13 protein-coding genes are annotated in these 12,591 nt (G+C 63.2%); 7 read left to right on the plus strand and 6 right to left on the minus strand.

Annotated features, from left to right (window positions below; genetic code table 11):
- The first annotated feature begins 71 nt into the window (after positions 1 to 71).
- The 3 genes from ACFQ6H_RS04760 to ACFQ6H_RS04770 are packed head-to-tail and all read left to right on the plus strand — an operon-like array spanning position 72 to position 3,350.
- Entirely contained in the window at positions 72 to 521 is a 450-nt protein-coding gene (locus ACFQ6H_RS04760; RefSeq protein WP_378644326.1) for a helix-turn-helix transcriptional regulator, read from the plus strand.
- Between the two features lie 5 nt (positions 522 to 526).
- Positions 527 to 937 (plus strand): VOC family protein, encoded by a 411-nt coding sequence (locus ACFQ6H_RS04765; protein ID WP_209909792.1) that lies wholly within the window; start codon positions 527 to 529, stop codon positions 935 to 937.
- Between the two features lie 52 nt (positions 938 to 989).
- Positions 990 to 3,350, plus strand: a complete 2,361-nt coding sequence (locus ACFQ6H_RS04770) for an ATP-binding cassette domain-containing protein (protein ID WP_378644328.1) — start codon at positions 990 to 992, stop codon at positions 3,348 to 3,350.
- A 13-nt stretch (positions 3,351 to 3,363) separates the two neighbouring features.
- Here ACFQ6H_RS04770 and ACFQ6H_RS04775 read toward each other — a convergent pair whose 3' ends face one another.
- The 6 genes from ACFQ6H_RS04775 to ACFQ6H_RS04800 form a co-directional block, all read right to left on the minus strand.
- Complete coding sequence (locus ACFQ6H_RS04775) at positions 3,364 to 4,347, minus strand: intradiol ring-cleavage dioxygenase (protein ID WP_378629415.1); 984 nt, start codon at positions 4,345 to 4,347, stop codon at positions 3,364 to 3,366.
- A 66-nt stretch (positions 4,348 to 4,413) separates the two neighbouring features.
- On the minus strand, positions 4,414 to 5,340 hold the full coding sequence (locus ACFQ6H_RS04780; RefSeq protein WP_378629418.1) for a PaaI family thioesterase: 927 nt from the start codon (positions 5,338 to 5,340) through the stop codon (positions 4,414 to 4,416).
- A 44-nt stretch (positions 5,341 to 5,384) separates the two neighbouring features.
- Complete coding sequence (locus ACFQ6H_RS04785) at positions 5,385 to 6,167, minus strand: pirin family protein (RefSeq protein ID WP_378531757.1); 783 nt, start codon at positions 6,165 to 6,167, stop codon at positions 5,385 to 5,387.
- A 114-nt stretch (positions 6,168 to 6,281) separates the two neighbouring features.
- The gene (locus tag ACFQ6H_RS04790) at positions 6,282 to 7,028 is read right to left on the minus strand and encodes a pirin family protein (protein WP_378629422.1); all 747 of its coding nucleotides are present in this window, start codon (positions 7,026 to 7,028) and stop codon (positions 6,282 to 6,284) included.
- 1 nt (position 7,029) lies between these two features.
- The gene (locus ACFQ6H_RS04795) at positions 7,030 to 7,995 is read right to left on the minus strand and encodes a pirin family protein (protein ID WP_378542700.1); all 966 of its coding nucleotides are present in this window, start codon (positions 7,993 to 7,995) and stop codon (positions 7,030 to 7,032) included.
- 148 nt (positions 7,996 to 8,143) lie between these two features.
- Positions 8,144 to 8,866 (minus strand): IclR family transcriptional regulator, encoded by a 723-nt coding sequence (locus ACFQ6H_RS04800; protein WP_378644329.1) that lies wholly within the window; start codon positions 8,864 to 8,866, stop codon positions 8,144 to 8,146.
- Positions 8,867 to 9,004: 138 nt separating this feature from the next.
- On the opposite strand from ACFQ6H_RS04800, the gene ACFQ6H_RS04805 reads away from it, so the two are divergent.
- Genes ACFQ6H_RS04805 through ACFQ6H_RS04820 form a run of 4 tightly spaced genes read left to right on the plus strand, consistent with a single transcriptional unit; the run spans position 9,005 to position 12,569 of the window.
- Positions 9,005 to 9,454, plus strand: coding sequence for a nuclear transport factor 2 family protein (locus ACFQ6H_RS04805; RefSeq protein WP_378542704.1), 450 nt, complete (start codon positions 9,005 to 9,007; stop codon positions 9,452 to 9,454).
- A 49-nt stretch (positions 9,455 to 9,503) separates the two neighbouring features.
- Positions 9,504 to 10,340 (plus strand): SDR family NAD(P)-dependent oxidoreductase, encoded by an 837-nt coding sequence (locus ACFQ6H_RS04810; RefSeq protein WP_378542706.1) that lies wholly within the window; start codon positions 9,504 to 9,506, stop codon positions 10,338 to 10,340.
- Positions 10,333 to 11,115 carry an SDR family NAD(P)-dependent oxidoreductase gene (locus ACFQ6H_RS04815; protein WP_378644330.1) on the plus strand — a complete coding sequence of 261 codons (783 nt, stop codon included), beginning with the start codon at positions 10,333 to 10,335 and terminating at the stop codon, positions 11,113 to 11,115. The genes ACFQ6H_RS04810 and ACFQ6H_RS04815 overlap by 8 nt, the downstream gene beginning before the upstream one ends.
- A complete protein-coding gene (locus ACFQ6H_RS04820; protein ID WP_378644333.1) occupies positions 11,112 to 12,569 on the plus strand; it encodes an FAD-dependent oxidoreductase in 1,458 nt (485 codons plus the stop codon). Before ACFQ6H_RS04815 ends, ACFQ6H_RS04820 begins: the two co-directional genes overlap by 4 nt.
- The last annotated feature ends 22 nt before the right edge of the window (positions 12,570 to 12,591 follow it).

Raw genomic sequence — 12,591 nt, forward strand, 5'->3', positions numbered from 1 at the left:
CGTGATCGCTCCGAGCCCCAGTTCAACTATTGCGCTGGGCAACGTCGGTATGGCGTGGCACGATCGATTACGTGACCAGCAGACCTGCCGCAGATCCGCACCTGCAGGACCTCGCGCGATTACGACGCGTTCGTGACCGTATCGACCGCGAGTACGCACGGCCCCTGGACGTGGAGGCGCTCGCGCGGGGAGTGAACATGTCGGCGGGGCATCTCAGTCGTCAATTCCGCCAGGCGTACGGCGAACCTCCGTACGCCTACTTGATGACCAGGCGAATCGAGCGAGCGATGGCGTTGCTGCGACGCGGAGACCTCAGTGTCACGGACGTCTGCTTCGAGGTCGGTTGCAGCTCTCTCGGCACTTTCAGCAGTAAGTTCACCGAATTGGTGGGGGTTCCGCCCAGTGTCTATCGGCGCGAGGCCGAGCAGTCGACGGCCGGAATGCCGTCCTGTGTGTCGAAACAAGTCACCAAACCGATCAGGAATCGAGAAGCGCAGACCCCACAACCGCAATTAACGTGATCGCCATGGACATCACCATTCACTCGAGTTTCCTTCCGCAGGACGACCCCGATGCCGCCCTGAACTTCTATCGCGACACGCTCGGCTTCGAGGTTCGCAACGACGTCGGTTACGACGGGATGCGTTGGATCACCGTGGGGCCGCCCGGCCAGCCCGGCACCTCCATCGTGTTGCATCCGCCGGCCGTCGATCCCGGCATCACCGACGAGGAGCGCCGCACCATCATCGAGATGATGGCCAAGGGCACCTACGGCGGACTTCTCCTGGCCACGAAAGATCTGGACGATACGTTCGAGCGGCTTCAGGCCGGCGATATCGACGTCGTGCAGGAACCGACGGAGCAGCCCTACGGTGTTCGAGATTGCGCCGTCCGCGACCCAGCGGGAAACCTGATCCGTATTCAAGAACTGCGCTGAGACCGTCAACTGCGCTGAGACCGTCGGCGATCGACTGACAGATGGAGACACGATGACTGCCCTGCACACTGCAGACAGCCACGATTTGATCCGCGTGCAAGGTGCGCGGGTGAACAATCTCGAAGACATCAGTGTCGAGATCCCGAAGCGGAGGCTGACGGTCTTCACCGGCGTCTCCGGTTCGGGGAAGAGTTCGCTGGTGTTCAGTACGATCGCCGCGGAATCGCAGCGGATGATCAACGAGACCTACAGCGCTTTCGTTCAAGGATTCATGCCGACACTCGCGCGGCCGGACGTCGACGTTCTCGACGGCCTGACCACCGCGATCATCGTCGATCAGCAGCGGATGGGCGTCGACCCTCGTTCGACTGTCGGAACCGCAACCGACGCCAACGCGATGCTTCGCATCCTGTTCAGCCGTCTCGGAAAGCCTCACATCGGTTCGCCCCAGGCGTTTTCGTTCAACGTCGCCTCCGTCTCCGGTGCGGGCGCGGTCACCATGGAACGTGGTGGCCGTCAGACGAAAGAGCGTCGCAGCTTCAAGATCACCGGCGGCATGTGCCCGCGGTGTGAGGGACGAGGGGCGGTCAACGATTTCGATCTGACCGCGCTGTACGACGACACCAAGTCGCTCAACGAGAGTGCGATCACGGTCCCCGGCTACAGCATGGAGGGTTGGTACGGCCGGATCTATCGCGGCTGCGGCTTCTTCGATCCCGACAAGCCGATCAAAAAGTACACGAAGAAAGAACTGAACGACCTTCTCTACAAAGAGCCGACCAAGATCAAGGTCGAAGGAATCAACCTGACGTACACGGGGCTGATTCCGCAGATTCAGAAGTCGTTCCTGGCCAAGGACGTCGACGCGATGCAGCCCCACATCCGGGCTTTCGTCGAGCGCGCGATCACGTTCACCACCTGCCCCGAATGCGACGGCACGCGACTGAGCGAGGGGGCGCGGTCGTCGAAGATCAAGGGCGTCAACATCGCCGACGCCTGCTCGATGCAGATCAGTGATCTCGCGGAATGGGTCAGCGGACTGAAGGAACCTTCGGTCGCGCCGTTGCTCACGACGCTCGGTGAAACGCTCGACTCGTTCGTGGAGATCGGGCTCGGCTACCTCAGCCTCGATCGGCCGTCGGGAACCCTCTCCGGCGGTGAAGCTCAGCGCACCAAGATGATTCGTCACCTGGGTTCCTCGCTCACCGACATCACGTACGTATTCGACGAGCCCACCACCGGTCTGCATCCGCACGACATCGCGAGGATGAACGACCTACTGCTGCGCCTGCGGGACAAGGGCAACACGGTGCTCGTGGTCGAGCACAAGCCGGAGACGATCGTGATCGCCGACCACATCGTCGACCTCGGTCCGGGCGCGGGCAGCGCCGGCGGAAACGTCTGCTTCGAGGGCACCGTCGACGGTTTGCGTGCCAGCGACACCGTCACCGGCCGTCACTTCGACGACCGGGCCGCAATCAAGGAGACCGTGCGCGAGTCCACCGACGCAATCGAGATTCGTGGAGCGAACTCGCACAACTTGCAGGATGTCGACGTCGACGTACCGCTGGGAGTACTGGTCGTGGTCACCGGTGTCGCGGGGTCGGGCAAGAGTTCGCTGATCCACGGCTCACTCGCGAAACGCGAAGACGTGGTGTCGGTCGATCAGAGCGCGATCCGTGGCTCGCGTCGGAGCAACCCGGCAACGTACACCGGGCTGCTCGACCCGATCCGCAAGGCATTCGCGAAGGCCAACGGCGTGAAGCCGGCGCTGTTCAGTGCCAACTCCGAGGGCGCCTGCCCGACGTGCAACGGCAACGGCGTCATCTACAGCGACCTGGCGATGATGGCCGGCGTTGCCACTCTCTGCGAGGAGTGCGAGGGCAAGCGCTTCCAAGCCGAGGTACTCGAATACAAATTCGGTGGCAAGGACATCAACGAGGTTCTCACGATGTCGGTGGCAGAGGCCGAGGAGTTCTTCGGCGACGGTGAGGCCAAGACCCTCGCTGCGCACAAGATCCTTGTCCGACTGGTCGACGTGGGGCTCGGATACCTCACGATCGGCCAGCCACTGACGACGCTGTCGGGCGGTGAGCGTCAGCGCATCAAGCTGGCAACGCACCTGGGCGAGAAGGGCGGTGTGTACGTTCTCGACGAGCCGACCACCGGACTGCACCTGGCCGATGTCGAGCAGTTGCTCGGCCTGCTCGATCGACTCGTCGATTCCGGCAAGTCAGTCATCGTCATCGAGCACCACCAAGCGGTGATGGCGCACGCCGACTGGATCATCGACCTCGGCCCTGGTGCCGGTCACGACGGCGGGCGGATCGTCTTCGAGGGCACTCCCGAGGAACTGGTCGCCGACGGCTCCACCCTCACCGGAAAGCACCTCGCGGCATACGTCGGCGGCTGACCTGGCTCCTACCTCAGGCGTCGATACCCAGGTTGATGACGGCGAGGTAGGAACCGTCCGACTGCTTTTCGACGGTCATGAGGCCGGTGTCGTCGTAGATGCCGTCACTGGCGTTGTTCGTGTTGTTCTCACGACCGGTGTGCTCGCTGTACGGGGACTGCGAGTACACCTCGTCGAGGAGCGTCTCGTCGAAGAAGGTCTGCGACGTGAGGACCGTTTTCTTGTCGATGTGCACCTTGACGTGGATGTGCGTCGTGCGGCCCATGTACCAGCCGGGGAAGATCGTGGTGAACTGCGCGATGCCGTTTGCATCGGTGGTCTGGGCCCCGCGTAGGTAGGTGCCGTCGTCGGTGGTGGTGGCTTCGGTGTCGCCGACGCTGTACGAACCGTCCGACGTCTCACCGGAACCACCCATGCCGCCGCCCATCCCGCCGGGTGCGCCTGACGGAGGTTCCCCCATTCCGCCGCCGGGTGCACCTGACGGAGGTTCCCCCATTCCGCCGGCCGGGGGAGTTCCGCCGCCACCGCCGCCGTTGGCGCTCAGGGAACCGGATTCGAAACCGGAGTACACGCCGCCGGCGTCGCAGTGCCAGATCTCGACGACGGCGTTACCGACCGCGCCGATACTGCCGTCAGCGTTGCACTGGCTGTTGTCCTGCACGCGCATCGCCACCTGCAGCGTGGTGCCCGGACGGTCCTCGCGGATGTCGCCGCGAATGGAGTCGACGTCGAACCAGTAGGGGCCCTGTGTCTCTTCCTTGCTCATGACGCACTGCGGTGCCTTGGCCAGAAGTGCGGTCACGGCGTCGCCGGACGTGGCCGCAGCGGAAGTGCCGGAAGCTGTTGTCGTTGATGCGGCCGCAGCCGAAGTCGTCGTGGCGGTGCCACTGTTACCGGAACACGCTGCGATGAGCCCGCCCAGGCTGATGGTTCCGCCGAGTGCGAGGGCCCGTCGACGGCTCACGCGTAGCCGGCTTGCTTCGATGTCTTTGTTCACGCCGCTGTACCTCCATTGTGTGGGCTGTTGTCTCAATGGTGGACGGGCGACCTGGTTCGGAACTGGTTATCCGCTGTGAACTTGCTGGGAGAGCATTTGAATGCTCGAGGTGGCACGCACGTAGACCTGTCCGCCGGCGTCGACGATGCGAGTTTCGATCAGTGCGAGCCTGCGCCCGGCACGAATCACGACGGCCTCGGCGCGCATGATCGGCCCACCGATGTCGGGGGAGCGCAGGAAGTCGATCTTGTGGTCGAGGACGCGATAATCCTGATCGACGCTGGTCAGCGTCTGCGCTGCCAGACCGGTGATGGCATCGACCGCCGAGATGAGGACACCTCCCTGAACGGCGCCCAACGGGTTGGCCATCCAGGCGACCGGGGCGAACTCGCCCACGACGGAACCCGGGGTCACGTCGACGACCGCAAGATCGAGGAGCCCGGCGAGCGGACCGCGTTCGAGTTTGCCGTCGCGGATTCCTTCGACGACGTCGGACCCGGACAACCCGCTCAGGTTGCTTGTCTTCTCCGGCGTCGGGACGGGCAGCGGCTCACCCTCCACATAGTCGTCGATTCCCACGACGGGAGGACGCGAGACCACCATGGCGCGGCCGGCCATCACTGCCAGGAGCGAGCCGTTCTCGTCGCGAAGTTGACCGGACGCGAGCCCGACGCCGTCGTCGAGATGCACGAGTGTGCCGGTGGCGCCGACGTCGGCGACAGCGGGGATGTCGGCGCCCGCACTGACTGTGACCTGCGCGAGCACGGACTGATGGCCCGAGGTCAGTCCCGAGTACACCGCGCCGCCCATGGCACCGTCGATCATGACTCCGACGGAACCGAGCACGGTCTTGCCACGGTGATCGTGGAATCGCTCGCCGACGGCCTGCGCGAAGGCCAGGTCCCCGGGCACGACCGACACGGCGCGCACACCCATCAACGTGTTGAGTGGGTCAAGTTTCTTGACGGGCGCGGCGGAGTTGTCGATGCTCATGCGTCGAGTATCTCCAGCGCACCCAGTCTTGCCGAGACCGGGTCTCAACCACCGATACGTGAATGCATCTCCCAGACGAGGACTTCGGCCCCGGCGTCGGAGGTCAGTTGCTGCCCACCCGAATCGCTCAACCGGACGGCATCACCCTCGTACAGTGTGCCGACGCCTTCCATCTCGGCAGTACCCTGCGCGACGAAGACGTGCAGGAACGGTGCGCTGGGAAGATGTACCGAGGTGCCGGGCAGAATGCGCGCGACGTGCATGGCGGCGTTCTTGTTGTTGATGCGAATCGCCGAATGATCCTTGTAGCGGCCCATTCCGGAGGCAACCGGGATCAGACCGCCGCGCAGCAATTCGTCGTCGATCTCGAGTTGTTCGTACCCGGGAGTGAGTCCACCTTCGTCCGGGACCACCCACATCTGGATGAAATGCACGGGGTCGGAATGCTGTTCGCCGCCAATACGCCACGAATCGTTCTTCTCACTGTGCATGATTCCGGTACCGGCGCTCATGCGCTGGGCGAGCCCCGGATAGATGACGCCGGTGTGGCCGATGGAATCCTGGTGCACGAGTGAACCGCGAAGCACCCACGTCACGATTTCCATGTCCTTGTGCGGATGGGTGTCGAAGCCGGTTCCCGCCAGTACGGTGTCGTCGTTGTTGACGAGAAGCAATCCGTGATGGGTGTTGTCGGGGTCGTAGTGCTGCCCGAACGAGAACGAATGTTTCGAATCCAGCCAGGAGACGCGGGATTTCAAACGATCACCGGAGCGGTGCACATCGATGTGCGGTGTCGTCCGTGGGGCCTGTGCTCGACCAGATGCCATGGCTCCTCCTTCTGTGCCACCGGGATCCATCACTGCCGGATCCACCACTACCGGAATCCACCCTACGACGAACCTGCTGTGTAGTCCGAGCATTGGGCGTACTCGGTGGTGTCGTCAGTTCGTCGACGCGTGCATCTCCCACACGAGTATCTCCGCATCGTCGATCCCCTCGACTCGTTGACCGCCAGTATCCTTGAGACGCAACGAATCTCCCGGACCGAGCAATCCGACTCCCTCGACGTCGACAGTGCCACTGGCAATGAAGCCGTGCACGTACGGTGCGTCCGGCAGGAATACCGACCTGCCGGTCTCGAGGCGTGCAACATGAAGGGCCGCATGTTTGTTGTGCAAGCTGATCGCGCTGTGATCACGATGCGCGGGCATCCCCGACGCCAGGGTGATCAGGCCACCGGCGTCGAGCTCGGTGTTGATGTCGAGTTCTTGATAACTCGGAGTCACTCCGGATTTGTCCGGCGGTATCCACATCTGAACGAGGTGAACGGGTTCGGTGACACGTGAGCCGTCGGCCCGGAAGCGGTCGTTGCGTTCGGAGTGCAGGATCCCGGTACCGGCGCTCATTCTTTGCGCGAGGCCCCGATGGATGACTCCGGAGTGCCCAGCGGAATCCTGGTGAACCAGGGATCCGCTGAGCACCCACGTCACGATCTCGGTGTCGCGGTGCTGATGAGTGTCGAAACCGTAGTCGGCTTCGATGATGTCGTCGTTGTTCACCAACAGAAGTCCGTGCGCGTACGCGGCGTGATCGAAGTTTCCGGCGAAGGGGAAACTGTGACGCGCCGTGAGCCAGCCGTAGTTGAGATGCGCACGTTCGTCAGCTCGTTGGACGACTATCGACGACATGTCAGCTCAGCGTCTCGTGTGCCGCCGGGATGGATCCGAGACGTCCGGCCTGGAAGTCCTCGAAAGCCTGCATGACCTCGGACTTGGTGTTCATGACGAAGGGCCCGGCCATCGCGATGGGTTCGCGGATCGGCTTGCCGCCGAGGATGAAGACCTCGAGGGATTCGGTCCGTGAATCCTGGCGATCGGAAGCGGCGACGGTGATGGAGTCACCACGTCCGAAGACAGCTGTCTGTCCGACACGAATGGGCCGACGCTCGGCCCCGACCGTGCCTTCGCCGGCGAGGACGTAGACGATCGCGTTGAACTCGGGATTCCACGGAAGCGTCAGGCTCGCACCCGGGGCCACAGTCGTGTGGGAGAGCGCGATGGGTGTGTACGTCGAACCGGGTCCGGCGTGGCCGGCGATGTCTCCGGCGATGACGCGTACCAAGGCTCCGCCGTCGGGGGAGGAGAGCAATGCCACCTTGTTGCCGGTGATGTCCTGGTACCGCGGCGCTGCCATCTTGTTGTCGCGGGGCAGGTTGACCCACAGCTGGACACCGTGGAACAGGCCGCCGCTGACGACGAGGTGTTCCGGCGGAGTTTCGATGTGGAGGATGCCGCCACCCGCCGTCATCCACTGGGTGTCGCCGCCGCCGATAATGCCGCCGCCGCCGTTGGAGTCCTGGTGCTCCATGATGCCGTCGATCATGTAGGTGACGGTTTCGAAGCCGCGGTGCGGGTGCCACGGTGTGCCCTTGGGTTCTCCGGGTGCGTAGTTGACCTCACCCATCTGGTCCATGTGGATGAAGGGGTCGAGGGCGGAGAGGTCGATGCCTGCGAAGGCGCGGTGAACGGGGAAGCCTTCACCTTCGTATCCGACCGGTGCGGTGGTGATGCTCTTGACCGGGCGGTCGACTGCCGACTCTGCCGGCTCGTCGAGGCGGGGCAGGGCCAAGATGTTCTCGACTGTCACAGCAGGCATGTCGTACTCCTCGTGTCCGTGAAGCTGAAGTCAGGTAGTTGATTGTTCAACTATCTCATCAGGAGTCAACAAAGTCGAGCCCCGGGTATTCCCGGGGCTCGGCTGGTGTTCGGATCAGCCTGGTGTTCGGATCAGCTCGGTGTCTGGATCAGCGCAACATGCTGCCGAGGGTTCTTGCGGCTGCCATGACCTCGGCGCCCAGCGCTGCTTGGTCCTGGGAGTCGAAGACGGAAATTCCGAGGCTGGAAATGGCGTCGCGGCGTCTGCCTGGGATCACTGCCGAGATTCCCAGGACGGACGGGATGACTTCGCCGACGGTCACTGCATAGCCGCGTGCGCGTGCAGCCGTCACTTCCTCTCGTTCCCCACTCGTCGGCGGGAGTGAGGCAAGAATGGAAAGCCCGGCGGAGCCGCGGTCGATCGGATCGACCTGCCCTGGATGGAACGCGACGTGGACTTTGGCGCTGCGCGGTTCGACCACCATCAGGGCGCGCACTTCGGTGTCGCTCTCGCGGACCACCAGGTGTGCGGTCGCCTCGGTGGCCTCGGCGAGTTCTTGGAGAATCGGGCGAGCGAGGGTGCGCAAATCTTGTTCCACCGGTTCGGCGAGGGTGACCAGGCCGGCGCCGAGAGTGACGCGCTTGAAGGAGTCCTTGCGGCACAGGTGATGAGCCTCGAGTGTGCGGATCAATCGATGTGCGACGGTTCGGTGGACTCCCACGCCGTCGGCGATGTCGGTGACCGACAAGCCGTGCGGATAGGACGTCAGGAGTTCCAGGATCTCGAGTCCGTGGTGCAGCGTTTTCGACATGCTCGAGTCCACTTGAACTGCACTTTTGCGCGGTCGGTGTTCCTCGCTCAGCTCTGACATCAAATCCCTTTCTTGACGTTTGTGAGGTATGCCACCTACGCTTTGAACATATCGCACAGTGTGTGCGATTATCGCACACTTTACGAAGCTGCACAACCTTCGGGTGGATGCAGCGCAGCGTGTTCGGAGAGAACCTTCATGAGCAACTACCGCGTCGTGGCAACGGAGGACGTTGTCGCAATCCATCAGCTGTACGGCCACCAGAGTCATTGCATAGACTCTGGGCGCCAGCAGGATTGGGCGCAGACATTCACCGAAGGCGGTGAGTTTCATTCCCCCAGCTATCCGGAACCCGTGGTCGGTTTCGACGACCTTGCGGCTTTTGCTGCTCGCTTCTACGCTGCGGCGGAAGCTGCCGACGAGGTGCATCGTCACGTTCTGACCAATCTCGTCGTCGAGGCGGTGGACGAGAGTGCTCTGGCAGTGCGCGGGTACCTGCAGATCGTTGCCACCGCTCGCGGCGGCGAGTCGCGACTGGTGCGGATGACGACTGTCGCTGATCGTGTGGTTCGGGTCGGTGAGGAGTGGAAGATCGCCCGCCGCACCGTCTTCCGTGACGACGCGCCCCGAGCATCCGAACACGCTTGAAGTGCCGAAATGTTTCTTGCACAACAATATTCAGTAGGAGAAGTACATCATGACCGAAAGCTCTGACCAGACGAACCCGGGCCGCACCGTAGTGACGCAGATGTCGGCGGTATACCCGGAGTTGGCAGGCAAGGTCGCAGTGGTGACCGGCGCGGCTCAGGGTATGGGTGCGACGTTCGCCGAAGGACTGGCAACGCGCGGCGTACATGTCGTCGGCGCCGACATCAACGAAGAGCAGATGCTCGCCACGGCCGCACGAATCAACACGAACCTGGAGTCGAATGCACTGGCGGACAAGCCGGGTCGCGTCGTCGGAGCCCGGGTCGACGTCACCAAGCCGGACGAGCACGAACTGCTTGCCCAGTTGGCACTGAAGGAGTTCGGCCGGGTTGATTTCTGGATCAACAATGCGGGAATCTTCCCGTTCGCACTGGCCGAGGAGATCACCCCGGAACAGATCGGGGCTACGTTGAGCGTCAATGTCGAAGGAGTGCTCTACGGCGCTCAGGCCGCGGCGCGGCACCTCGGTCCCGGCGGCGCCATCGTCAACATGTCCTCGGTGTCGGCGCTGCGTGTGCGAAAGGGGAGAGGGGCATACTGCACGTCGAAGGCTGCCGTCGCGCACCTCACGGAGTCTCTTGCAGTGGAGTTCGGCGACAAGGGTATTCGGGTCAACTCCATTGCGCCCGGTTACATCGACACGGCGATGACGAAGTGGGTCCAGGAAGATCCGATCGCGCTTGCGAACGCACTCGACGCGGTACCGCTGCATCGTCTGGGCTCGCCCGAAGAGGTCTTCGGCCCGCTGCTGTTCCTGCTCTCGGACAGCGCGCGCTACGTCACCGGGCACAGCATTGCGGTGGACGGTGGTTCGCGGCATGTATGAGTCCATGAAATATCCCGGCGTCGTTCTCGTTACCGGCGGTGCTGCCGGGATGGGAGCGCATCACGCGCGCACGCTCGCCGCGCGCGGTTCGCATGTCTGCATTGCCGATGTTTCGGATTCATCCGGCGTGGTCGACGACATTGTCTCCGCCGGCGGATCGGCGTCCGCTCACCTTCTCGACGTCACCGATGCCGATGCCTGGGACCGGGTTGTCGACGAAATTCGCACCACTCGTGGGGAACTCGGCGGACTGGTCAACAACGCCGGCATCTCGCGTCGGCTCGAATTCATGGACACCCCGAACGACATCTGGGAGCTGACCATGAAGATCAACCTCTTCGGCCCGTTCTACGGTATGAAGGCGGTGGCGCCGCTGATGCGCGAGAGTGGTGGCGGATCGATCGTCAACATCTCGTCCATCGCCGGTCAGATCGGATACTTCTCTCCGGCTTACTCGTCGAGCAAGTGGGGTCTGACCGGTCTGTCGAAGTCGGCCGCAGGCAACTTCGCGCAGTGGGGGATTCGCGTCAACTCGGTGCACCCGGGACTGGTCGGTACGGCGCTGCTCGGCGGCGCGAACGACTTCGTCGCCGCGTCACTGAAGTCGGTTCCCTTCGGACGCATGGGAACTCTCGACGAGATCACCGAAGCAGTGCTGTTCCTGCTCTCGAACAGTTCGACCTACACCACCGGTACGGAACTCACTGTCGACGGCGGGTTGGTGTCGAACGGTCTTTACCACCGCATCATCGCGGAGACTGGAGAACTTTCATGACCGAGCACTGGGACGTCGTTGTCATCGGTGGCGGCGGAGCAGGTCTCGCCGCTGCGGTGTCGGCAGCTGAAGAAGGCGCATCCGTTCTGCTGTTCGAATCCGAAACCGAACTCGGTGGATCCACCGCGCTGTCGGCCGGCATCTTCACGGCCGCCGGAACGAGCGTGCAGGCCGGCCTCGGCGTCGACGACTCGGCAGAGAAGTTCTTCCAGCACTACATGGACCTCAACCAGTGGATGCTCTCACCCGGATTGATTCGTGCGTTCTGCGAAAACGCCGGTCCGACACTGGAATGGCTCATCGGACTCGGCGTCGAGATTCCCGCGGCGATCTCGGGTAACGCTCACCAGCCGGGACTCGCCCAAGCCGGCGTCGAGGACGTCTGGCGCGGCCACGTGCCCAAGGATCAGGGATACGGACTGATTCAGGTGCTGGACAAGGCTCGTCGTAAGCACGGGATCGAGGTCATCTTCGGAACACGGGTGCAGAAGCTGATCGAGGAAGACGGTCGGGTTGTCGGCGTTGTCGCCGACGACATCGAGGTGCCTGCGGGCGCCGTCGTTGTTGCCTCCGGTGGATTCGCGCAAGATCCGGGTTTGGTTGAACGCCACTTCCCGGACGCGAACAAGGCTGGGGACGCGTTGTTCGTCGTCGCGGCGGCGGGTAGCCGCGGAGATCACCTTCGCTTTGCCGAGGACCTCGGGGCTTCGGTGGCCGGCGACGGCTGGGGCTTGATGCTGCCCACCGTCTACTTCCAGCGATTCCATCACTGGCAGGCCGGTTTTCCGCCGAAGTCACGGATCTACGTCAACCAGGACGGCCGGCGATTCATGGACGAGGACAGCTCGTACGCCGTCTCGACCGGCATCATCGACCATCAGGGTGGATACGGATGGATGATCTTCGACGAGAACGCTCGCGTGAATCTGGCTCCGGGATATGCAGATTGGAATCCCGAACGCATCGAGGAAGAAGTTGTTGCCGGTGGCACGATTCGTGCGGACACGATCGAAGACCTCGCAGTGGCAACGGGTGTTCCGGTTGCGACGTTGACGCAAACCCTGCGTCGATGGAACGAGCAACTGCCCAGCGGTCACGACGACGACTTCCTTCGCCATCGCACGTTGCGGAACAAGGGCGCTGTCGGCAACCCGGATCCTATTGCGACAGCACCGTTCTATGCCGCGAAAATCCTTCCGGCAGAGCTCGTATGTACGCATGCGGGAATGGAGATCAACACGGATGCGGCCGTGCTCGGGCGCACCGGAGTACCGATCGAGGGTCTGTACGCGGCCGGTGAGGCGGGCGCCGGAATCCTCGGACTGAGATACGTGGGCGGCGGCAATGCAGTTGCCAACGCTTTGACCATGGGCCGCGTAGCGGGACGTAATGCGGCGAACTACACCAGGACCAGCGCCGAGAGCGTGCCGGTCCATTCCATCGCGCACACCTGACGTCCGACGTCTGCGCGGCACC

The sequence above is a fragment of the Rhodococcus sp. NPDC056506 genome (assembly GCF_042794945.1).
Lineage (GTDB): Bacteria > Actinomycetota > Actinomycetes > Mycobacteriales > Mycobacteriaceae > Rhodococcus_F.

Coding starts and splice junctions, on each gene's coding strand:
- ACFQ6H_RS04815 (WP_378644330.1), top strand. CDS start 10,333: ATGTATGAGTCCATGAAATATCCCGGCGTCGTTCTCGTTACCGGCGGT.
- ACFQ6H_RS04810 (WP_378542706.1), top strand. CDS start 9,504: ATGACCGAAAGCTCTGACCAGACGAACCCGGGCCGCACCGTAGTGACG.
- ACFQ6H_RS04795 (WP_378542700.1), bottom strand. CDS start 7,995: ATGCCTGCTGTGACAGTCGAGAACATCTTGGCCCTGCCCCGCCTCGAC.
- ACFQ6H_RS04800 (WP_378644329.1), bottom strand. CDS start 8,866: ATGTCAGAGCTGAGCGAGGAACACCGACCGCGCAAAAGTGCAGTTCAA.
- ACFQ6H_RS04805 (WP_378542704.1), top strand. CDS start 9,005: ATGAGCAACTACCGCGTCGTGGCAACGGAGGACGTTGTCGCAATCCAT.
- ACFQ6H_RS04770 (WP_378644328.1), top strand. CDS start 990: ATGACTGCCCTGCACACTGCAGACAGCCACGATTTGATCCGCGTGCAA.
- ACFQ6H_RS04785 (WP_378531757.1), bottom strand. CDS start 6,167: ATGGCATCTGGTCGAGCACAGGCCCCACGGACGACACCGCACATCGAT.
- ACFQ6H_RS04820 (WP_378644333.1), top strand. CDS start 11,112: ATGACCGAGCACTGGGACGTCGTTGTCATCGGTGGCGGCGGAGCAGGT.
- ACFQ6H_RS04790 (WP_378629422.1), bottom strand. CDS start 7,028: ATGTCGTCGATAGTCGTCCAACGAGCTGACGAACGTGCGCATCTCAAC.
- ACFQ6H_RS04765 (WP_209909792.1), top strand. CDS start 527: ATGGACATCACCATTCACTCGAGTTTCCTTCCGCAGGACGACCCCGAT.
- ACFQ6H_RS04780 (WP_378629418.1), bottom strand. CDS start 5,340: ATGAGCATCGACAACTCCGCCGCGCCCGTCAAGAAACTTGACCCACTC.